At 72.5% G+C, this 23,367-nt stretch carries 8 protein-coding genes; 7 read left to right on the top strand and 1 reads right to left on the bottom strand.

The features are described 5' to 3' along the window. Positions 1 to 68: 68 nt before the first annotated feature. The 5 genes from D0T12_RS36815 to D0T12_RS30180 all read left to right on the top strand — a co-directional run bounded on the left by D0T12_RS36815 (position 69) and on the right by D0T12_RS30180 (position 20,134). Positions 69 to 386, top strand: coding sequence for a beta-lactamase family protein (locus tag D0T12_RS36815; RefSeq protein ID WP_233526366.1), 318 nt, complete (start codon positions 69 to 71; stop codon positions 384 to 386). Beyond that, entirely contained in the window at positions 383 to 757 is a 375-nt protein-coding gene (locus tag D0T12_RS30195; RefSeq protein ID WP_233526365.1) for a serine hydrolase, read from the top strand. The genes D0T12_RS36815 and D0T12_RS30195 overlap by 4 nt, the downstream gene beginning before the upstream one ends. 11 nt (positions 758 to 768) lie before the next feature. Further along, a complete protein-coding gene (locus D0T12_RS30190; RefSeq protein WP_117403882.1) occupies positions 769 to 2,310 on the top strand; it encodes an alpha/beta fold hydrolase in 1,542 nt (513 codons plus the stop codon). Between the two features lie 164 nt (positions 2,311 to 2,474). Further along, a complete protein-coding gene (locus tag D0T12_RS30185) occupies positions 2,475 to 10,052 on the top strand; it encodes a SpvB/TcaC N-terminal domain-containing protein (protein WP_117403881.1) in 7,578 nt (2,525 codons plus the stop codon). Positions 10,053 to 10,063: 11 nt separating this feature from the next. Next, positions 10,064 to 20,134 (top strand): Tc toxin subunit A-related protein, encoded by a 10,071-nt coding sequence (locus tag D0T12_RS30180; RefSeq protein WP_117403880.1) that lies wholly within the window; start codon positions 10,064 to 10,066, stop codon positions 20,132 to 20,134. Between the two features lie 73 nt (positions 20,135 to 20,207). Here the strand turns inward: D0T12_RS30180 and D0T12_RS30175 are convergent, their stop codons facing one another. Further along, on the bottom strand, positions 20,208 to 21,230 hold the full coding sequence (locus tag D0T12_RS30175) for a threonine ammonia-lyase (protein WP_117403878.1): 1,023 nt from the start codon (positions 21,228 to 21,230) through the stop codon (positions 20,208 to 20,210). Positions 21,231 to 21,643: 413 nt separating this feature from the next. On the opposite strand from D0T12_RS30175, the gene D0T12_RS30170 reads away from it, so the two are divergent. Both D0T12_RS30170 and D0T12_RS30165 read left to right on the top strand, forming a co-directional pair. Continuing rightward, positions 21,644 to 22,291, top strand: coding sequence for a DUF4360 domain-containing protein (locus D0T12_RS30170; protein ID WP_199487782.1), 648 nt, complete (start codon positions 21,644 to 21,646; stop codon positions 22,289 to 22,291). Positions 22,292 to 22,595: 304 nt separating this feature from the next. Beyond that, positions 22,596 to 23,129 carry a hypothetical protein gene (locus D0T12_RS30165; protein ID WP_117403874.1) on the top strand — a complete coding sequence of 178 codons (534 nt, stop codon included), beginning with the start codon at positions 22,596 to 22,598 and terminating at the stop codon, positions 23,127 to 23,129. Positions 23,130 to 23,367: the final 238 nt, after the last annotated feature.

Below are 23,367 nucleotides of genomic sequence, written 5' to 3'. Positions count from 1 at the left end.
CTAGATTCGCCGATATGGACACGGGGGAGTCAGCGAGAAGTCATAGCCTTCGTCAAGGTGCCGTCGCGGTGCTGGCGGTCGCGGCCGCGATCGGAGGGACGGTCGCGGCCCCGCCCGCGCTGGCCGAGAGCCCGGCGCGCCGGTGCGACGATCGGGGCGCCGTCCGGCACGTCTTAAACCGGGTGACGGGCGTCCACGGCCTGACCGGGGCGACCGTTCGCGTGGACGATCCGCGGTGCGGAACGTGGACGGCGACGAGCGGGGTCGCCGACCGGCGCACCGGACGGCCGATGAACGCCGACCCGCGGTTCCGGGTCGGCAGCATCACCAAGACGTTCACCGCGACGACGGTCCTGCGGTCCGCTGGGACGACTACACCGAGATGAACACGTCCACGGCCTGGACCGGCGGCGCGTTGATCTCCACCATGCGGGACGTGAGCGTGTTCTACGACGCGCTCCTCGGCGGACGGCTGCTGCCGCCGAAGTCGCCGGCGGAGATGAAGGTGACCGTCGCCCTCGACCCCGACCGTGTCTGGGACGGCGCCGCGTACGGGCTCGGGCTGATCGGCACGCCGCTGCGCTGCGGCGGAACGTGGTGGGGCCACGCCGGTGACATCGACGGCTTCACCACGATCTCGGGTGTCGCCCCGTCCGGCCGCCGCGTCGCCATCGCCTTCAACGAGAACCCCTCGACCAAGGCGGCGTTCGACGAAGAGTTGAACCTCGTCCAGACCGCGCTGTGCGACCCGCGATGAACGGAGCGACCATGACGACGCTGCGCACCGCCGCCGCGCTGATGACCGGCGGCGCGGTGGCCGCCACGACGCTGGTGTCGATGGGCCCGTCCGCGGGTGGCGCCCCGGCCGGGCCGCTGAGCCGCTTCCACCAGCAGCGCCTCGTCTGGAAGGCGTGCACGCTGGGCCCGGACGACCAGGTCGGCAAGGACCTGGACGCGGCCGGTGCCCGGTGCGCGGACGTCACCGTCCCGCTGGACTACTCCCGGCCGGACGGCCGCACCATCAAGGTCGCGATCTCGCGGCTGAAGGCGTCCGGTGGGCAGCGACGGCTCGGCATGATGCTCATCAACGGAGGCGGACCCGGCCCGTCCCTCGACATGCCGCCCCACATACGGCAGGTGATGGGGGCGGCCGGGCCGCGCTACGACCTGGTCGGCATGGACCCGAGATCGCTCGGGCGCAGCGCCCCGGTCGACTGCGGATGGAAGGTCGGCACCTGGATCAAGGGCGCCGGGACGACCCGCCGTTCCTTCGAGAAATCCGCATGGTTCGCCAAGGACCTGGCGGACCGGTGCGCCAAGACGAACCGCGCGTTGCTGCCGCACATCAGCACGCGCAACATCGCCCGCGACATGGACGTCGTCCGAAGCGTGCTCGGCGAGCGGAAGATGTCCTACAACGGCGCGTCGTACGGCACCTACCTCGGCGCGGTGTACGCGACGATGTTCCCCGGACGGCTCGACCGCGTCCTCCTGGACAGCTCCATGGACCCCGACGTCTGGGGGGCGCGCCTGTTGGCGCCCGCAGTGGACGCCAACGAGAAGGCGCTCGCCGCCTGGGCCGAATGGGCGGCGAAACGCGACGCCGAGTACGGCTTGGGCGACACCGGGGCCGAGATCCTCAAGCTGGTGCGCCGCATCCACGCGGTGTCCGGCGAACGGCCGCTGAAAATAGGTCGGTACCGGGTGGACGCCACTCTGGTGCCGGTCGTCCTGGTCGACTTCCTCGGCACCGACGAGGACTCGTCACGTGCCTCCCTCGCCGGGGCCGTGCGGGTGATGCGGGAGGCGGCGGCGGGACGTCCCGCCGCGCCCACCCCCGACCTGGCCGACGAACTCGCGTACCTGATGGCGCCGACGGCCAAGGACGCGCGTGACGGCAGCGGACAGGTCTCACTCATCTGCGGGGACGTCGCCGCACCCCGCGACCCGGCCGTCTACTGGCGCGACATCCGGAAGCACCGGGCCGACGCGCCGATCTTCGGCGCGCTGGGCCACAACATCGGGCCCTGCGCGTACTGGCCGACCCGGCCCGCGGAAACGCCGACCACGATTAGAACGGACCTTCCGGCGCTGATGGTGGCCGCGACCGGCGACACCCGCACCACATACCAGAGCAACCAGGCACTGCACCGGCTGCTGCGCGGCTCAAAGATGATCACACTGGACGCCTTCGTCCACGCCCCGTACCAGCGCGGATATCCCAACGCCTGCGTCCGCGACCGGGTGAACGCCTACTGGCTCACCGGCCGCCTCCCCGGCGCCGACCTCACCTGCGCCCCGGAACACTGAGCAAGCGGCCATTTCCCAATCAAATCCGCATTTTTCGATATAAATGGCATCGACCAATTGTGGACACCATTGAGCGAAGAAATTTCGGCGACATATTAAGGCTCTTCTGCTTCCCTGTTATGTAGACGGTCAAGGATCGGTCGGCCGACTTCCGGGGAGAAGCGATGACGCCATGGCGGGCCGGTTCGGACGCGGACGACACGGGACGATCCGGTGCGGAGGGCCCGCCGCGCACCCCGGTGATCTCCACGCCGAAGGGCGGCGGGGCGATCCGCGACCTCGGCGAGACGTTCGCCGCCAACCCCGCCAACGGGACCGGCACACTGACGATCCCGATCCCGATCAGCCCGGCCCGCCAGGGATTCGCCCCGGCGCTCGCGCTCGGCTACGACTCGGGCGCGGGCGGCGGCGTCTTCGGCCTCGGCTGGCGCCTCGACGTCCCCGCCGTCACCCGCCGGACCGACCGGGGCGTCCCGCGCTACCGCGACTCCGGACCGCCCGGCGAGGAGGACACCTTCCAACTCCTCGGCGGCGACGACCTGGTCCCGGTGCCCGGCACGCGCCGCGTCGAACGCGCGGGCCGCCGATACGCCGTCCGCCGGTACCGTCCCCGGGCCGACCAGGCGTTCTCCCGGATCGAACGCTGGACCGACGGCACCGGCGACATCCACTGGCGCGTCACCGGCCGCGACAACGTCACCACCGTCTTCGGTCGCACACCCGGCGAGCGGATCGCCGACCCGTCCGATCCCGCCCGCGTCTTCACCTGGCTCGCCTCCGCGAGCTTCGACGGCCGCGGCAACGCGACCCGCTACGAGTACAAGGCGGAGGACGCGGCGGGCGTCGACGTCACGGCGCCCCACGAGAACGGTCGCGACCCCGCCGCTCGGACCGTGGCACGCCATCTCAAACGCGTCCGGTACGGCAACCTGATCCCGCTGTCCCCGGACGAGCGGCGCTCCACAGACTGGATGTTCGAACTCGTCCTCGACTACGGGGAACACGGCGACACGGGCGAGGAAGAACGCTCTTGGACGTGCCGCCCCGACCCGTTCTCGTCGTACCGCTCCGGGTTCGAGGTCCGCACGTACCGGCTCTGCCGCCGCGTCCTGCTCCTGCACCATTTCCCCGACGAGCCCGGGGCGGACGGGCTCGTCCAGTCGCTCGATCTGACCTACGACGTGCAGCGCCCGTCCGGGCTGACCACCCTCGCCTCCGTGACCGGGCGCGGGTTCCGTAACGGGACGGCGCGCGCCATGCCTCCCGTCGAGTTCACCTACGCCCCCGCGGAGATCGGCGACGAGGTGCGCGTCCTCGACGACACCGAGAACCTGCCCGCCGGGGTCACCACCCCGGCCTACCGCTGGACCGACCTCGACGGCGACGGGCTGCCGGGCATCCTCACCGAGCAGGCCGGAGCCCTGTTCTACAAGGCGAACCTCGGTTCCGGCCGGTTCGCCCCCCTGCGCGCCGTCGACACGCGGCCCGTGCCGTCCGGGCTGGGCGGCGGGCGGCGCGAACTGCTCGACCTCGACGGGGACGGCACCCTCGACCTGGTCGCGTTCGACGGGCCCGTCCCGGGGTTCAGCGAACGCGCGGACGGCACCTGGACGTCATGGCGGCCGTTCGGCTCCCGTCCCGTCCTCGACTGGCAGGACGCGCGGACCCGGCTGGTCGACCTCAGCGGCGACGGCCTCGCCGACGTCCTCGTCCTCGGCGACGACGACCTCACCTGGCACAGGTCCCTCGGCGAAGACGGTTTCGACGAGGCCATCCGAGCGGCCGTGCCGTGCCGCGCCGACGGGTGGCTCCATCCAAGCGATCCCGTCGAGACCGTCCAGTTCGCCGACATGACCGGCGACGGCCTGGCCGACCTGGTGCGGGTCCGCGACGGCGAGGTCAGCTACTGGCCGAGCCTCGGTCACGGCCGGTTCGGACGGCGGATCGTCATGGACGGCGCGCCGCTGCCCACCGGTCCCGACACGTTCGACCCCCGGCGCGTGATCCTCGCGGACGTCGACGGGTCGGGCACCAGCGACCTGATCTACCTGGGCGCGGACGGTGTCCGCCTGTACGCCAACCGGTCCGGCAACGGATGGGCGCCCGCCGAGGAGATCCCCGTCCGGTTCCCGCGCATCGACTCGGCGATCCAGGTCGGCGCCGTCGACCTGCTCGGCACCGGGACCCTGTGCCTCGTGTGGTCCTCGCCGCTGCCCGGCGACGGGTCCGCGCCGCTCCGCTACGTCGACCTGATGCGCGCGGGCAAGCCCTACCTGCTGACCGGGACGCGCAACAACCTCGGCTCGGAGACCACCGTCACCTACACGACGTCCACCAGGTTCTCCACGGCGGACCGCGCGGCGGGCCGCCCCTGGCCCACGAAGCTGCCCTTCCCGGTGCATGTCGTGGAGCGGGTCGAGACCCGCGACGCCGTCTCCCGCAACGTGTTCACCACCCGTTACGCCTACCACGACGGCCACTACGACGGCGTCGAACGCGAGTTCGGCGGGTTCGGCATGGTCGAGCAGTGGGACACCGAGGAGATCGGCGCCCTCGTCCCGTCCGGCGCGGCGGCGAGCAACCACGACCCGGCCACCGTGATCGCTCCCGTTCTCGTCCGGTCGTGGTTCCACACCGGAGCGCCGGGCGGTGCCACGTCGCGAGTCCTGGTGCGCGAGCCCGGCGGTCCGCCGCGTCCGGCGCGGCTCACCCCCGACGAGGAGCGGCAGGCCGCGCGGGTCCTGCGCGGAAGTCTGCTCCGCCAGGAGACCTACGGCCTCGACGGCACCCCCGAGAGCGACCGCCCGTACAGCGTCGTCGAGCACGCGTACACGGTCGAGCTGCGGCAGGCGGGGCACGGGTCCCCGCGCGGGGACGGTCACCGTCCCGCCGTCTTCACCTCCTACCTGACCGAGTCCCATGAGGAGCACCACGAACGCGTCAGGTACAGGGTGGATGGTCGCGAGGTCGCCGACCCCCGCGTCCAGGACGAGTTCGTCCTCGACGTCGGCGAGTACGGCGACGTGCTCCGCGCGGTCGCGGTGGCGTACGGGCGGCGGCACCCCGACCCCGATCCGGTGCTCACCGCCGCCGACCGCGCCGAGCAGGCCCGCACCCGCGTGCTGGTCACCGAGCAGCGGTACACGCACGCGATCGACACCGACACCGCCTATCGGACGCCGTTGCCCTGCGAGAAGAAGGTCACCGAGGTCGTCGGGCGGCGGCCGTCCGGTGACCGGTTCACCGAGGCCGAGCTGCGCGGCGCGCTCGACGCCGTCACCGCCGACCTGCCCGTCACCGCGTGGGACGACATCGGCGCGGACGGCCCCGCCCGGCGGCTCCTGGAGCGGGAACGGTCCCTGTTCTCGCGTGACGACCTGAGCGGCCCGCTGCCGTTCGGCGCGATCGAACCGCTGGCGCTGCCGTACGAGACCGTCCGGCAGATCCTCACCGACGAACTCCTCGACGCCGAGTACGGCGACCGGGTGGACGCCGCCCGGCTGGTCGCGGCGGGGTATGTGCGGGACGACGGAGCCTGGTGGGCGCCCTCAGGCCGGGTCCTGTTCACCCCCGAAGACGGCGGCTCACCCGCCGACCGCTTCTACCTGCCGCACGCGTTCGTCGACCCGTTCGGGGCCACGACCCGGCTCCGCTACGACCCGTACGACCTGCTCGTCGTCTCCACCACCGACGCCGTCGGCAACGTCGTCAGCGTCGGGGAGCGCGACGGCGACCGGGTTCTGCCCGGCGGTTACGACTACCGGGTCCTCCAGCCCCGGGTCACCTGCGACGCCAACGGCAACCTCACCGAGGCCGCCTACGACGCGCTGGGACGGCTGACCGCCACCGCCGTCCGCGGCAAACCGGGCGACGACCGCGACGACCTCGGCGACACCGTCGCCGGGCTCGACCTCGACCCCACCGACGAAGACCTGCTCGCCTACTTCGCCGACCCGCACCGGCCCGGCCTCGCGCAACGGCTCCTCGGCCGGGCCACGAGCCGCACCCTCCACGACCCCGACGCCTACCACCGCACCCGCGACGACACCGACCCCAGGCCGCCCGCGACGGCGCTGCTGAGCCGGACCGAACACGTGGCCGCCCGGCCACCCGACGCCCCCACCGACCTCCTTCAAATGATCACCTACTCCGACGGCGCCGGACGGGCGGCCCAGCACAAGGCGCAGGCCGAGCCGGACGCCGACGGCCGCCCCCGGTGGAGCGGCACCGGATGGACGATCCACAACAACAAGGGCCTGCCGGTCCGCGAGTACGAGCCGTTCTTCAGCCACACCCACGCGTTCGAGTTCGCCCGCACGGTCGGGGTGAGCGACATCGTGTTCTACGACCCGGTCGGCAGGGCCGTCGCCACGCTGCGGCCGGACGGCGCCTACGCCAAGGTCGTGTTCGATCCGTGGCGGCTCATCACCTGGGACGCCAACGACACGGTCGCCCTGCGTCCCGACGCCGACCCGGACGTCCGTGGACTCGTCGGCCGCTACCTCGACGGGCTCGACGCCGCCGGAACGCCCTGGCGCACCTGGTACGAGACGCGCGTCACCGGTGAGCTGGGCGAGGACGAGAAGGACGCCGCCGTCCAGACCCTCGCTCACGGCGGCACCCCCGACCGCGCCTGGTCCGACCCGCTCGGCCGCTCGTTCCTGACCGTCCGGCACGACCGCGGCGCCGACGGATCGGCGGGCGACCGGTACGACCGGACGCTGGTCCGGCTGGACGTCCAGGGCCGCACCCGGGAGATCCGCGATCCGCTGGGCCGCGCCGTGACCCGGATCGGCTACGACATGGCGGGCGCGGTGATCTCCAGCGCGGGCATCGACACCGGGCCCGGGCTCGTCCTGCACGACGTCCTCGGCACCGCCTGCGCGTCCTGGACGGCGCGCGGTCACACGTTCCGCACCGAGTACGACCCGTTGCACCGTCCCGTCCGGGCGTTCGTGGCCGGGCCCGGCATCGACGGTGAACGCGTACACCAGCGCGTCGAGTACGGCGAGAACCTCCCCGACGCCGCCGCCCGCAACCTGCGCACCCAGATGCACCGGACCTACGACGGGTCCGGTGTCGTCACGCACGATCGCTACGACCCCGAAGGGAACCTCGCCGAGGCGACCCGGCAGGTCGTCCGCGACTACCGCGAGGCCCCCGACTGGGCGGGCCCGGTCGAACTCGAACCCGAGCGGTACACCGGACGTGTCGCCTTCGACGCCCTGCAACGCCCGGTCCACGTCACCGCCCCCGACGGCGACACGATCACCGCCGCCTACAACCCGGCGGGCCTGCTCGAACGGCTCGACACCCGGCCCGCGGACGGCGACCCCGTGCCCATCGTCACCGGCGTGGAGTACAACGCGCGGGGGCAGCGGGTCACGGTCGAGCACGGCAACGGGGCCCGCACCGACTACGCCTACGACCCTTACACCTTCCTTCTGCGCGGCATCGTCACCGAACGGGACGGCGACCGGCTCCAAGACCTGTGGCACGTCTACGACCCGTCCGGGAACGTGACGTCCGTCCGCGACGAGGCCGAGCAGACACTGTTCTTCCGCAACCAGGTCGTCCGGCCCGGCGGCCGGTACCGCTACGACGCCCTGTACCGGCTGGCCGAGGCGACCGGGCGCGAGCACCTCGCCCAGGCCCACGGCCTCCGCCCGCCGGGCCCTCGCCGCGGCGGACCGCCCCCGCTCCATCCGCACGACGGCGGCGCCATGAGCCGCTACACCGAGCGGTACGCCTATGACCCCGCCGGGAACCTCCTCGACATCGTCCACGCGGTGGCCGACCCCGCCACCCCCGGCTGGACGCGGACCTACCGCTACGACCAGGACAGCCTCCTCGAACCCGGCGTTCCCGGGAACCGGCTCGGCGCGGTGAACGGCGACCGCCTCGACCACGACCGGCACGGCAACGCCACCGCCCTCCCGGGCCTCGCGTTCCTCGACTGGGACCCGGAGGACCGCCTGCACGGCACGGCGCACCGCCCGCCGGACGCGGGCGGCGGGCTGCTCGACGCCACCTGGTCGTGCTACGACTCGTCCGGCACCCGGGTCCGGAAGGTCACCGACCGGCCCGGCCCGGACGGCGAGCGCATCCGGGTCCGCGACCGCCTCTACCTCGGCCCGTTCGAGGTGTTCCGCGAGTACGCGCCCGACGGCGCGGTCACGCTGGAACGGACGACCCTGCACGTCCTGGACGAAGACCGCCGGGTCGCGCTCATCGAGAAACGCACCCGCGGCGACGACGAGGGCCCGGCGCTGCTCGTCCGCCACCAACTCGACGACCACCTCGGCTCCCCGACACTCGAACTCGACCAGTTCGGGCGGATCCTCACCCGGGAGGAGTACCACCCGTACGGCGGCACGGCCTACGAGGCCGTGTCGCCCGGCGCGCGGGCCGCCCCGAAGCGGTACCGGTTCACCGGACGCGAACGCGATCCGGAGAGCGGGCTCCAGTACCACGGCGCCCGGTTCTACGCGCCGTGGCTCGGCCGCTGGATCAGCCCCGACCCCGCCGGGCCCCGGGACGCGCCGTCCCCGTACGTGTACGTCGCCGCCAACCCCGTCCGCCTCACCGACCCGTCCGGCCACCAGGGCACGCCGCCCGGCGGGAACAGCATCGACGACATCTTCACCTTCATCCGCAACCAGGCGGGATTCGAGGCCGGAGCCGAGCGGACGCTCGACTTCACCAGACGTGGCGCGAGCCCCTTCGGCACGGCGGCCCACGCCAAGGCCACCGACCTTCTCGCGCGACTGAAGGCGGCCGAGTCTCCGTTCCGCGGTATCGAACGGGTCTACTCCGAGGTCCGGGTGGTCGCTGGACAGATCCAGCAGATCGGCGGCACCCCCGGCGGCCCGAAGGGCGCGCACAACCTGGACCTCGTGGCCGTCAAGGAGGGCCGGTCGCTGACGGTCGGCCAGCAACTGACGGCCGAGGTCGCGGAGAAGATCGGCGACATCAAGTACGGCGGCGGCACGATCAGCCAGAAGTACGGCGTCTACGGGGTCGAGCTGGTGACGGTCAACGGCCGGACCGTGCCCGGCGCGGTGCCCGTGGCGGCGACGGCCGCCGAGACCGGCGCGGCGGCCGAGGCGACCGCGCAGGCGGCGGCCCAGACCGCCGCCCAGGCCGAGGCTCCGGCCGCCAAGGCGGCGCAGGCCGCCGCCGGGGCCGGGGAGAGCGCCGCCGCGGCGGCACCGGCGACCGCGGAGGTCGCGGCGACCGGAACCAAGGCCGCGGCCGTCGGCGGCGAGGCCGCGACGGCGGCCAAGGCCGCGGGCATCGGGTCCAGGGTCGCGGGCGGCGCGGCGCGGGTGCTGCGCGCGGCGGCCCCGGCGCTGCGCGTGGTGGGCAAGGTCGCCGGGCCGGTGGCGCTGGCGGCGGGCGTCTTCCAGGCCGCGACCGCGCACACGACCGCCGAGAAGGCCGACGCGGCGGTGAACGTGACCAGCGGCGCGCTCGCGCTGTCGGCGAACCCCGTCACCGGCATCGCCGCCGGCGGCCTCGTCGCGGGCGGCTACGTCGGCGGGAAGGTCGAGGCCGCCGCCACCGAGCGCTACGGCCGCACCACGGGCGTCGCCGCGGGCACCATCGCGGGCGCCGCGACGGGCGCCGCGATCGGCGCGGTCGTCGGCTCCATCGTGCCCGTGGTGGGCACCGGCGTCGGCGCCGCTGTGGGAGCCGCCGCAGGCGCGGTCGGCGGATTCATCAAGTCGTACTGGAAATAGGGGGAACTCCCATGCCCGCTCTCATCGTCGTGAGGCTGCGCCCCACCCGGCCCGTCACCGGCGCCGCGTTCACCTCCGCGCTGTCGGGGTTGACCGTCGAGGCGTTCGACCTCGGGTTCGGCTCGACCGCCGACGGCACGTCCCTCGGCACGGCGAGCGGGGTGTTCACCTCGACCTCGGTCGCGGACATCGCCGTCGACCTGACCAGCACGGCGATCGTCCAGCATTTCGTCGATGTCGGGGCCATCCCGCCGCTGCCGCCGACGACGCGCCTGCCGATGGCGGCGGCCACCGCGGTCATCGTCGCCGAGCCGCCCGCCGACCACCCGGAGTATCCGGAAGGCACCTCGTTCGACCTGCGGTTGAAGCTCACCCGCGACGACGCCCCGATCGCCGACCGGCGGATCGACTTCAACGCCACCGTCGTCACCGTGACGCAGTTGCCCATCCTGCTCTCCGACGTGGTGGGGCTCGCGCCGAGCGCGTACGCGGCCCTGCCCGTCGCCGCGTCCGGTGCGGGCGGGCGCCTCGAACTGCCGCAGGACGGCACCCCGCCCGACTTCGCGTCCCTGGTCAAGGCCATCGACGCGGTCCTGGCGCTCGACCCGGCGGACGGCGCCACCATCGCCGAGCGCACCACGCTCAGCGCCGCCCAGGCGAAGCATGTCGCCGCCGAGATCGAATGGGACCGGACCGTCCACCCGGCGCCGCCGGAGCCCCGGCCGCTCGCCGAGATGTACACGGCCCCGGAGCCGGGTGTGCCGGGCAACGACGACGTCGACAACGCCCGGCGCCGGTTCGAGGCCGAACTGGACGGCTACTACGCGACGCACGACGGGAACGCGCTGCGGCTGACCGGGTTCGTCTACGCGGTCTGGGCCGCGATGATGTGCGAGCGGCTCAGCGCGGGCGAGAACCTCACCGGTCCGGGCCCGGCGCAGGGCCCGGTGAACGGGGCGCGCTCGGCGCTGCTGACGATTCCGCTGCCGCCCGGCGCCGGGGACGGGACGACGATCCGGCACGCCTCGGTGACGCTCACCGGCGATCCGGCGGGCAGCGTGCTGGCTCCGCCGTTCGTCGTCCCGGCGGCCTACTTCTACGCGCTCGGCGCCCAGCTTCCGCCCCAGGTGGACGTGGCGCAGCGGTTCGCGATGGCGAGCGCCGACACCGAGGCGAAGGTGCTCGTGGCGATCGAGACCGCGATCGAGGCGGGCATGGTCGCCGGCGCCGAACCGCCGGCCGCCACCACCGGGGCCGCGCTCGTCCCGGCGCAGGCGGCGCGGCGGCTGCGCGCGATCGGGCAGGCCTCGTCGCCCGCGCCGCCCGTCGTGCTGAACGCGGCGGTCCGCCCGCTCGTCGAGTCGTGGCTGGCGCACACCGGCCCGACCGCGACCATCGACCCGGAATTCTGGGGACCGGCGACGGCGGCCGGGCCGGGCGCGTCCGCGTACCTGGCGCTGCTGTTGCATGCCGTTACCGGCGGGTTCGCGCCCCTCATCACCGCCGTCACCACCGAGCTGGGGGTGACCACGGCGGCCGAGCTGCGCGCGGTCCCCGAGTCCCGGTGGCGCGCCCTGTTCCTGCCGCCGCAGGCGCCGCCGCGCCTCGACCTGTTGCCGCCGTTCACCGAGGCGGGCACGTCCAGCACTCCCGAGGACAGGGTCGACGCGTTCCTCCGGCACCTGCGTCAGTTCTTCACCGTCCCGTACTCGGCGGCGTCGTCCACGTCGCCGGAACCTGAGACACCGGCGACGCTGCCCCGGCCGCGACCCGACATCTTCGCGTCCTTCGAGGCGGGGTACGCGGCGCACGGCGGCGGCACGTACACGCCGGGCGCCCCGCGCGACCCGGACGCCACGCGCTCGGCCGTCCTCGGCGTGTTCCCCGGCGACCCGCGAGCGCGGGCGTGGCTGCTCGCGGCGCTCGACGCGATCGACGCGCTGCACATACTGACCGCGTTCGCGGCACCGGGCGAACCGCTCGCGGAGCTGCGGTTCTCGCTCATGGAGGCGCTGTACGCACGCGGGTTCACCACGGTCGACGCGGTGGCCGCGCTCAGCCCCGACGACTTCGAGGACGCGCTGGCGGGGACGGTCGCCCACCCGTTCGCCTTCGAGATCCAGGAGGCCGCGGGCGGTTCCCGCGCCGAGCCGCCGGGGGAGGGCGACGGGTTCGCGCCGGTCAACCCGGGGACGCTCACCGACTGCCTGCCGCCCGAACACCGGTCCCCGTTCGGCCTGGTGGCGTATCTGAGCGACCTGCTGCGGGTGTCGGACGGGAGCACCTGCGCGGAGCCGCTCCCGCCCGCCGAGGTGAACCTGGGCGGGCTGCTGGAAGAGCGCCGGGGGCCGCTCGGCGCGCTCGGCGCCACGGCCGCGAACCTGGCGACGCCCGTCCCGTCCGCCGACCTGGTCATCGAGAGTCTGGAGCGGCTCGTCGCGGCGGTGGTCGCCGGGGGCACACCGTCCGGCGCCGTGTTCGACACCGCCGCCGAGCAGGTCGGCGGGCACGCCGTCACGGGCCCGGACGCGCACGATCCCGGCACGCTGCTCGCGGCGCTCCCGGAGCACTCCGCGCCGTCCGCGCCGCTGCCCGCGGCCTACGCGGCGCTGCGCGCCGACGCCGGATCGCCGCTGCTGCCCTACGACCAGGGGATCGACACCGTCCGCGCCTACCTTCAGGCGGCGGGGACGAGCCGGTACGAGGTCATGCGCCGGTTCCGCAGGCGGATCACCGAGTTCGCGATCGACCCGGCCCACGAGCCGGCGGAGTTCGACGCGCACCGCCGGCGGTATCCGGTGCGGCTGGAGACGGCGCTGGAATACCTGTGCCTGACCGCGCACGAGTACGCGATGTTCTTCACCCGCACGCCGGGGGAGGAGCCGTCGGAGGGCGTGCCCGCGGCCTGGCAGTTGTACGGGTTCCCGCGTCCCACCATCGGCCGGACGCACTGGACGAAGATCGCCGTGCGGCTCCCCGAACTGCTCGCCCGCACCGGCCTGGAGTACTGCGACCTCGTCGAGATGCAGCGCGGCGGCATCGTTCCGTTCGACGTCGTGAAGATCGCCCGGCGGCGCCGGGACGAGGGCGAGGGGCGCCTGTCGGACTGCCCGCCGTGCGACCCGGAGGAGTACCGGGCGCGGTTCACCGGCGAGGGCGACGCCGACCGCTCCGCCGCGCTCGTCCGGTTCGCCCTGGTCGTGCGGCTGTGGCGGGCGCTGCGTCAGCGCCGCGGCGGTGGCCTGTCGTTCGGGACGCTCGCCGACCTCGACGCCGTCCTGCACATCTTCACGGCGGACGGCGCGGTCAACCCCGACTTCCCGCGCCAGCTCGCCGCGCTGCTGATGCTGTGCGACGATCTCCGCGTCCCGCTCGGCGGCGGCGACGGGTCGGGCCCGGTGGGCCGGGTGCCGCTGCTCGCCCTGTGGGCGGACGACGTCACCCCCGACGAGTGGGAACGCGCGACCCACCTGCTCCTGGACGGCGTGGAGGAGACCGCCGGTCGAGCCGACCCGAACCTGGAGACCACCCCCGAACTCATCAAGATCATCAGGGCGAACCTCGATCCGCTGTCGGTGCTGTGCGGATTCGACCCCGCCACGCCGTCCGACACCTGGCACGCCCGTCCCGCCGCCACCCTTCGGTTCGCCGAGGCGCTGCTGAAGATCTACCTGTCCCCGTTCACGGTGGGGGAGCTGCTGTTCCTGTTCACCACCGGCGAGCATCTCGGCGGCGACGACCCGTTCCCCCTCCAGGACCGCAACGAGGCCGCCGACGACCCGCTGGGACTCGGCGACACCGAGCCGTTCGACGGGCAGGGCCCGCACTCGCTGTGGGCGCTGCGCGGCGCCCTCGGCGACGTCACGGTGTCCGACGAGGACGCCGCCTCCTGGCCCTGGACGCGGATCGTCGCCTCGCTGCACGCCGACTTCGGGTACACCGCGCCCACCGGGGCGCCTGACCCGTTCGAACTGCTCGGTCGCCGCTTCTTCGCCGCCGAGCTGCGCCGCCGCGGCATCCCGGTGACCGCGGCGGAGACCCGGTTCGCCGTGCCGCTGCCCGCCGCCGACACCTCGCCGGACATGTGGGCGGGCGGCCCGCCGGAGGGCGGCTTCGCCTACGACCGCGCCACCGAGGAGCTGTACTGCCTGCTGCCGCTGCTGGACGCCGACGTCCTCGACCGGCTGCTGCACCTGCGTCCGCTCAACCCGGTCGAACGGCGCGCGGTGCGCGACCTGTACTTCGCGCCGCGTGCGGCGTGGGCGCCGTTCGCCGCGCTGTTCGAGAACCCGGTGCAGGCCATCGAGTCGCTCGTCCAGGAAGGGGACGACGACTCCCGCTTCGCCCTGTTCCAGCACGCGTACGCGTTGTTCGTGCGCCGCTGCCAGGTGGTCGCCGGGCATCTCGCCCGGCACGTGCTCGCCGCGACCGGGGACGAGTCCGGCGATGACGAGCGGGCGGTCGAGGCGGCGTGGCTGATCCTGCGCGGGCTGTGGGCGGACGAGAACTTCGGCCTGAGCCCGTGGGAGCGCGACTCCGGCGCCCCACCGGACGTCACCTGGCCGTGGCGGCCCGGCGCGGGCGCCTTCGCCGCGCTGCTCGGCCTGCGCGGAACCGGGCTCGTCGGTGAATACACCGCCGACGAACCGAACGCTTCGCTGCGCTGGCGCGAGGTGCGCGGCCCGCTGAGCGCGTTCGGGGCGGTCCGGAATGTGACGAACGCACCCGTGCCGACCGTCCTCCCCGCGATGGACCTGGAACTGACCGACGAGCAGGAACGGTACGTCAGCGTCCGGAACGGTCTCGCTCTCCTGGACGCCACGGGCGAGCCCCTCGGCGGAGCCGAGCCGTTCGCCGTGACCTGGAACGGCGTCCTGCTCGTCGAGAACGAGGGCACCTACCACTTCCACGCGGGCCAGACCCCCGACCAGACACCCGACGAGACCCACGCCGAGCCCCATGACGACCATGGGGACCGGTGCGGGGGACGGCGCTGGCGCGTCGTCCTGCGCCGGGGGCAGCGCACCTGGACCGTCCTCAACCACGGGATGCCCGGCGACGAGGCCCCCGGCCACCGGTCGGGCCCGCTGCGGCTGCGGCGCGGCGCCTACGAGATCACGATCGAGGCCCGGCAGGTCGAACCCGACTTCGCCCACCGCGCCGACACCGAGCCCGCACGCACCGGATTCCAGTTCGCCTACGCCGGACCCGACACCGGCGACGCCGTCACCGCCCTGCCGTTCGACCGGCTGTTCCGTGCCGCGAAGGACACGACGCTCGGCGACGGCGTCATCCGCAACCCCACCCTCGACGCGGACACGCGGACCTACACCGCCATCCGGCCGGGCGAGACCGCCGCCGCGTGGTTGAAGGGCCTCTACACCAGCAGCCTCCGCGACATCCGCCGCACCTACCAGCGGGCCTTCAAGGCGCTGTTGCTGGCGCAGCGGTTCGAACTGTCCGCGCGGCCGGTGCTCGGCTACCGGCAGTCGGAGCTGGGCTACCTCCTCGCGCACGGGGAGACGTTCGCGGGCACGTCCCACCTTCGGACCGGACCCGACTCCTTCGACACCCACCGCGCCTGGTTCGCCCCGGACCTGCTGCCCGTCGGCGACCCGTACCTCACCGATGTCGTCGCCGACCACCGCACCGATCCCGGACGCGCCCGGCAGGCCGCCCTCTTCGACGTGTGGGAACGGCTCTACGACTACCGCGACCTGCGGCGCGGCACCCGGACGGCGCGTGAACGTCCCGCCTGGCTGCTGTTCGCCGAGGTGTCCGAGCAGCAACCGGACGACCCCGCCAACCTGCTCCGCCACCTCGGCATCGACGCCGGCCACGCGCCGCTCGTCACCGCCTACTCCGACGTCCCACCCGATCCGTACCGGCTCGGCCCGCACGATCTGGAGGACGAGCGCTGGGCGATCCGCGCCTGGCACGGCTCGCGGCTGCTGCATCGGATCACCGGCCACCTCGTCCCCCGGGACATCGGCGCCGCCCGGCCGTACCTGTGGGCGGCCGACGACCCCGCCGCACCGGTCGGGACGCCGCCGCTGCCGGGCGTCGCCGACCTCCTCCGGTTCGTCGAGGACGCCTACGTCGAGAACGGCCACCCGCGCCGCTACACCGACCTGCGGCGCCTGAACGACGGGCTGCGGGAGCGGGCCCGGCGGGCGCTGCTCGCCTATCTGTGCGGGCCTGGACGGTTCGCCGCCGAACCCCGCGACCTGTCCGACCTGCTGCTCCAGGACGTCCAGGCGGGTCTCGGGCAGCGGGTGACCCGGATCGAGGACGGCATCGCCGCCGTGCAGGCGTTCATGCAGCGGGCGCTGCTCGGGGCCGAACCGGGCTTCGCCGTCCCGCCGGCGCTGCGCGAGGTGTGGCGGAACCGGTTCGCGACCTTCGCGCAATGGCGGACGTGCGCGTATCAGGCCGCGTATCCGGAGAACTGGATCGAATGGGACGACCTGCGCGACGCCCGCCGCTCGGAGGCGTTCCGGATGTTGGACGCGCGGCTCCGCGAGAACGCCCTGACCGTCCCGATCCCCGGCGGCCTGGCCTGGTGGCGCGGACCCCGCCCGCCGGAGCACCCCGACCTCACCCTCCTCCAGGACGGGACGCTCGCGCTGGAGCGGCTGCTGTCGCCCGCGCCGGAGGGGCTGGGGCTGCTCGGTACCCCCGTGCCCCCGGCACAGCCGTCGTGGCTCGCCCCCGTCGCCCTGCCCACCGCGCACGCCGACGCGGCCGGAGATGAGGGCGGCGCCCGCACCGTGGCCGAACGGACGCCCGCCGAACTCGAAGCGGCCGGACCCGGCACCGCGCCGCCGCTCTGGCTCACGGCGGCGATCTCGCTCGGCGTGCCGTTCGTCCGGGTCGCCGCCGCCGGGATCCCACCGGCGTCCGCGCACCTCGCACCGTTCGAACACGCCGGGGGCTGCTGCCAGGACTGCGGCGAAGAACGCCCCGAGGACGGGATCGACGAGTACTACTTCTGGCTGGCGGGCGCCGCCGTGTACGACGACGCGGACGCGGTCCAGGACGCCGACGCCGGTGTCGTGGTCTCGACACCGGAAGGCCCCGCCGACCAGACGTCCGACTGGCATCGGCCCGACAAGCTGCCCGGCCTCCTCGCCTGGCCTCCGGCGGACGGCGTGCACCTGTACTGGTGCCGGGTCCGCGACGGCCGGTTCGAGCCGCCCCGCCGTAGCGCCGAAACGGTACTCCTACGTCGCGGCCACGGCGGTGCGCGGCTGGAGTTCGAGGGCCGCACGGGCGACTCCCTGCGTTTCACCGTGCCCGATGCCGTGCGGCCCGCCGGCCACGCCGACCCCACCGCGCCGGGATTCCGCTACGACATGTCTTTGGACGACGCGGTCGTCCTGCCCCTGGTCACGGCACCCGACGACGCGGACGTCCCCCTGCCGGGCGCCATGGCCGCCTACCCGTACTTCACGATGAGGCCGCCGGGCGCGCCCCTGCAACCGTCGCCGTTCCCGATCGCGACGGCCGTCGCGGGCGCACTGCGCGCCCACTGCCGCAACGACGCCGCGCTGGCCTGGTACGGCCTCGCCTACCGGCCGCTGGAATCCGACAACACCTGGCGCACGGACTACGTCGGGGTGGAGGTGGCGCGACGCCAGAACGTCCTGTTGTCCTACGCCGAGACCCTCGCCCAGGCCGCGGACACCGCGTTCACGCGCGGCGACCTGGAGGCGGCGCGGCAGGCCCGCGTCCTGCTCGACATGCTCGCCCGTCTCCTCGGCCCGCCGCCCCGACGGATCGGCGGGGAGGTCGACCACGCCCCGGCCGTCCTCGCCGACTTCGTGCCGCGCTCCGCCCCGCTGAACCCGCGGCTCCTCTCCCTGTACGAGCGGACCGGTGACCGGCTCGCCCTCGTCCGGCATGACATCGACGCCCATCGGCTGCACCGCGGCCCGGACGTTCCCGCGGACCCGGTGGACCTCTGCGCGGACGGCTGCGACGGCGCGAACTGCCACGGCCCGGTCGGCCCGTACCGGTTCACTTACCTCGTCCAGAAGGCGTTGGACCTGACGGGCGAGGTCCGCGCGCTCGGCGCGAACCTGCTCGCCGCCTACGAGAAGGGCGACGCCGAGGCCCTCGCCGTCCTCCGGACGACGCACGAACGGCAACTCGCCGAGTTGAGCCTGCGGACGCGGCAGTTCCAGTGGCGGGAGGCCGACTGGCAGGTCCAGGCGCTCCAGAAGACCAAGCAGGGCGCGCTGACCCGGCTGGCGTACTACCAGGCGCTGCTCCGGGTGGGCAACAACGCGGGCGAGCTGGGATACGAGGCCATGACCGTGGTGTCGACGGCGTCGCGGATCGCGGGCAACGTGTCCGAGGGCATCGCCCAGGGCCTCGGCATGACGCCCGACTTCTGGCTGGGCATCGCCGGGGTCATGGGCACGCCGCTCCAGTTCAACCAGTTCCCGCTCGGCAACAAGCTCGCGGCGGGTTTCAGCACGGCCTCCCGCATCCTGAACCAGGTCGCGGAGAACGCGGGCACCAGCGGTGGCCTGAGCCTCACCGAGGGCGGCTGGGAGCGCCGCGACGACGAATGGCGCCACCAGATCCAGGTGGTCGGCGTCGAACTCCAGCAGATCGAACGGCAGATCCTCGCGGCGGAACGACACCGGGACGCGGCGCTGCGCGACCTGAACGTCCACGAACGGCAGATCGACAACGCCCGCGAAGTCCAGGACTACCTGCGCGACCGGTTCACCAGCGCCGAGCTCTACCTGCACCTGCAACGCGAGACGGCCGCGCTGCACCGGCAGTTGTACGACCTCGCGCTGCGGCTCGCCCGCCGCGCACGGCGCGCCTTCGTCCACGAACGCGGCAACGCGGCCCCCGCCCTTCCGTCCGCCGGCTGGGACTCGCTGCGCGAAGGGCTCCTCGCCGGGGAAGGCCTTCACCTGGCGCTACGCCGGATCGAGACCGCCTACATCGAGGAGAACTGCCGCGAGTACGAGTTGACGCGGCACCTGTCCCTGCGCGTCGACTTCCCGCTGGCGTTCCTGCAACTCCAGCAGACCGGGCAGTGCGAGATCGAGATACCGGAATGGCTGCTCGACCTCGACCATCCCGGCCACTACATGCGACGGATCAAGAACGTCACGCTGACGATTCCGTGCGTGGTCGGCCCGTACACCAGCGTCAACTGCCGCCTGACCCTGCTGAGCAGCCGGACGCGCGTCGACCCGTCCCTACGCGACGGACCCGCCCGGTGCTGCGACTCTCCGTCCACATCGGCCGCGCCCGCGCCCTGCCGCTGCGCCGCCGGAGGTCTGCCGCGCACCTGCCCCTGCGCGTCCGGTGCCTGCACCCGCTGTGCGTCGGACTCCGGCGCGACCTCGGGTTATGACGCCGCCGCCGACGACCCCCGGATCGTCCACGCCTATGACGCGACGGAGGCCATCGCCACCTCCAGCGGCCAGAACGACTCGGGCATGTTCGAACTGAACTTCCACGACGAGCGCTACCTGCCGTTCGAGTTCCGCGGCGCCGTCAGCCGCTGGCGCGTCGAACTGCCGCCGGAGGACAACCGGTTCTCTCCGGACAGCGTCAGCGACGTCGTGATGGCCCTGAACTACACCGCACGGGAGGGCGGCGACCTGCTCCGCGCCGCCGCCCGCGGCGCGGCCGCCCACCGTCTTCCCGGCGCCGGGCTCCGGCTCATCGACGTCCGGCGCGATCTCCCCGATGATTGGCACCGCCTCCAGACCCCGGGACGTCCCTGGCCGCTGCGGCTGCCCCGCGAGCTGTTCCCCTACGTCCCCGGCGGCTGCGACCTCCGCATCACCCGGATGGACCTGTTCATCGAAGCGGCCGACCCTGGATGCCGCTCCGTCCTGCCCGTCCTGTTCACGCCCCGCCAGGGTGAGGGCCCCTGCGCGGACGTGCCGGTCGACTGCGTGGCGAGCGCCGACTGGCCCTGCCTGTTCCACGGCGTTCTCGACACCGACCTGCCGGTGCGTTCCGTTCCGTCCGGTGAACTCGTCCTTCCCGACCTGCCGGGCGGGATCACCGCCCTGTACCTGCTGTGCGCCTACGCGAGCGTTTGATGGCGCGCCGCCTCCCAAAGGCGCACCAGGTCGCCGGTGGGCTCCCCGTCGAAGACGAACGGAGAGAATCCCGTCAGGGCGAGACGCGGCCGTGTGATTCCGGGCCGTGGTCGACCTCCCTAATCGGGGGGAGGGGAGTCGCGCCGATCCAGCGGTGGTAGGCGTCCACGTCGACGTTGCCTCCGCACACGATGGTGACCACGTGGCGTCCGGCGAAGCGGTCGGGGTCTTCGAGGATCGCCGCGACGCCGAGCGCCGCCGACGGTTCGACGACGAGCCCCGCGTGGTCGAAGAGCAGCCGCATTCCGGCGATGATCGACGCATCCCGAACCAGGACGGCGTCGTCGGCGACCAGCAGCAGATCGTCCAGGACGGCCGGGATGGGACGGCGCCCGGCGACGCCGTCGGCGATCGTGTCGGTCGAGTCGGTGGTGACGACCTGCCGCCGCCGCCACGACAGCGTCATCGCCGGTGCGCCGCCCGGCTGGACGCAGATCACCTCGACGCCGGGCGCGCGGGCCTTCAGCACATGCCCCACCCCGGTGGCCATCGCCCCGCCGCCGAGCGCGATCAGGACGGCGTCGAACGGCCCGGCGTCCACGAGTTCCAGGCCGATGGTCGCCGCGCCCTCACAGGTCTCGACGTCCAGGCTGTCCTCGACGAGCCGGACGCCGTCGCGTTCCGCGATCGCCGCCGCCCGCTCGCGCGCCATGTCGAAGTCGCCGTCCACCAGCTCCAACTCGGCGCCCAACGCGCGGATGCGGTCGAGCTTCGCGGCGGGCGCGAAGCGGGACGCCACGACGGTGACGTAGAGCCCCCGCCCGCGGCCGGACCACGCGAGGGCCTGACCGAGATTGCCCGCGCTCGCGCACACCACGGCACGCGAACCATTCTCGGCGAGCCCGCTCGCCACGAGCTCGGTACCGCGTCCCTTGAAACTGCGGACCGGATTCGCCGTTTCGAGCTTGACGCTCACCGCGCATCCGAGGTCGGGCTCCAGCGCCTCGCAACGGTACAGCGGAGTGTCGAGAAAGACCGGGTCGATCACCTGGCGGGCCGCCCGAATCCGAGCGAGGTCGAGGCGCGTCTTCGGCACGGGACGACAGCGTAACCTCGCCGCCGCCACCGCGGCGACACGACCGCCGACCGACCCGCACCGCCCACGAAGGTGCGGGACGAAAGCGGACCGCCTGAGCGGGGTGTCCGTTCCCGGCCATTCACTGATACGCGTGGCGCCCACCATGGCCCCCGCACAATGCCGGAACGTTCGTTGGAACGATACTTCGAAGACCGGGTGCCACTGATCAACGTCAACGGGCGCCCCGTTGCCTGTAGATCGATAAAATTCAAAGTTGAAAATTGTTGATTGACAGCACTTGACTGTAAAAGTTATCATTTGCCTGGTTCTCGGGTCCATCTCATTGGAGATGACCGTTCGGTCCATACTTCCGGCGCTGCCTCCTCGTCGTCGAAGGAACGGAAGCGCCCACTTCCGAATTGAGGAATCGCATGCGCAGACGAATCCCCATGTCCTTCGCGGCCGTCACGCTCGCCATGACCGCGGTGACCGTCGCCCCGGCCGCCGCGTCCGAGCAGGTGCTCGCGCACGGCCCCGATGGGGTCGGCATCGAGATCGCGAGCGTCAACGGCAGCGGTTGCCCGATCGGCACCGCCGCGGTCGCCCTGTCGGAGTCCAACGACTCCTTCACGGTCACCTACGGCGATTACCTCGCCCGGGTGGGAGGAAAATCAAAGGTCACCGATGAGCGCAAGAACTGTCAGATCAATCTGAGAGTGCACGTTCCGCACGGCTACCAGTACGCCATCTCGTCGGTGGACTACCGTGGTTACGCCTCGTTGCAGGAAGGCGCGAGAGCGTTCCCACGCGCCTCCTACTATTTCCAAGGCAGAATGGAGGGCAGGGCTTGGGAAGTATCCCTGGAGGGCCCTTTCGAGAGAAGCTGGCATATCAGGGACCTGGTGAACAATACCGAGCTTATGTGGTCGCCGTGCGGTGAGCAGCGAAATTTCAACATCAACACGCAGTTGCTGCTCGATCTGGGAACCTCGGACAAGTCGGAGGTCAGCTTCATCAGCATGGACTCCACCGATGGCAACCTCAAGACGACCTACCACTACGACTGGAAGCGCTGCTGACAGCGAAGACCCGACAACTTCGGGAAAATCCCAGGCCAGGTGCTCAGGCCGGCTGACCACCTGGCCTGGACGAGCGCGGACTTCGAGAATGGGCGCCTCCCGTGACGTCCTGCCGTACTGTCCGAGAGCGGACAAGCGCCCAGGGCGCCGGCTCCGACGCACCTACAATGTCGGAGGTCCGCCGCTGAACCGGCGTCCGGTCACGTTGACGAGTCACGGGGGTCGCCATGGCATTTTGTGCGTTATGCGGGATTCCCTACGTTGTGGGTGAGTCACACATGATCGTCCGTGGCGGGTCACCAAGGTGACGGATTTCCCGAGTGATGGACGGATCAAGCATCTGGAGTTCATCCAGTCCGCGATAACGCGACTCGCCGGGAATTCGTTCCTGGCCAAGGGCTGGGCTCTGACGGCGTCCGCCGCGCTCTACGGCCTCGCCGCAAGCGGCAGTAATCCATGGCTCGCGCTGGCCGCCACCGGTTTGAACGTCGCCTTCTGGTGGCTTGACGGCTACTTCCTGCGCCAGGAACGCCTGTTCCGGTGTCTTTACAACGACGCGCGCAAGCCCGACTCGGCCGTCGAACCGTTCTCGATGGACACCCGGCCATACCTCGGCGACCCCTACACCGCACCACGCAAAGTGACGATGTCGCACACGCTGCTCGTATTCTACGGGGCTTTGCTGGTGACGGGCGTGGCGATCAGCATCGTCACCTTCATCCACGATTCCGATGGCAACAAGGACTCGCCCGTTCCCGCGCTTTCGATGGCTGCCGGTCAGCTCGCGCCCGCAACGAAGTCCGAGATGCTCTGCAACAGTTCCGCCATCGTCCGATAGCCGCCCTTGGCCCACTCGGTTATGACCGGCATGTGCGCCCTCGACCGTCTGGCTCGGCGGGACCATGGGCACAAACCTCTGTGAATCGTTCTGGCCGGCGTAGAAGGCGTCGCGAATCACGGTCGGACGACAGGTCGTCCGGGAGCGCTGTTCCCAAGCACTCCCGAAAGGCACGACCATGCAGTTCCCCACCGAACGCGCCTCGGCGGCGGGGTCCTCGAACGCGGTTTCATCCTTT

This window comes from Actinomadura spongiicola (assembly GCF_003432485.1).
Lineage (GTDB): Bacteria > Actinomycetota > Actinomycetes > Streptosporangiales > Streptosporangiaceae > Spirillospora > Spirillospora spongiicola.
This window is presented reverse-complemented; position numbering and strand designations above follow the sequence as displayed.

Coding starts and splice junctions, on each gene's coding strand:
- D0T12_RS30195 (WP_233526365.1), top strand. CDS start 383: ATGAACACGTCCACGGCCTGGACCGGCGGCGCGTTGATCTCCACCATG.
- D0T12_RS30190 (WP_117403882.1), top strand. CDS start 769: ATGACGACGCTGCGCACCGCCGCCGCGCTGATGACCGGCGGCGCGGTG.
- D0T12_RS30185 (WP_117403881.1), top strand. CDS start 2,475: ATGACGCCATGGCGGGCCGGTTCGGACGCGGACGACACGGGACGATCC.
- D0T12_RS30180 (WP_117403880.1), top strand. CDS start 10,064: ATGCCCGCTCTCATCGTCGTGAGGCTGCGCCCCACCCGGCCCGTCACC.
- D0T12_RS30170 (WP_199487782.1), top strand. CDS start 21,644: ATGCGCAGACGAATCCCCATGTCCTTCGCGGCCGTCACGCTCGCCATG.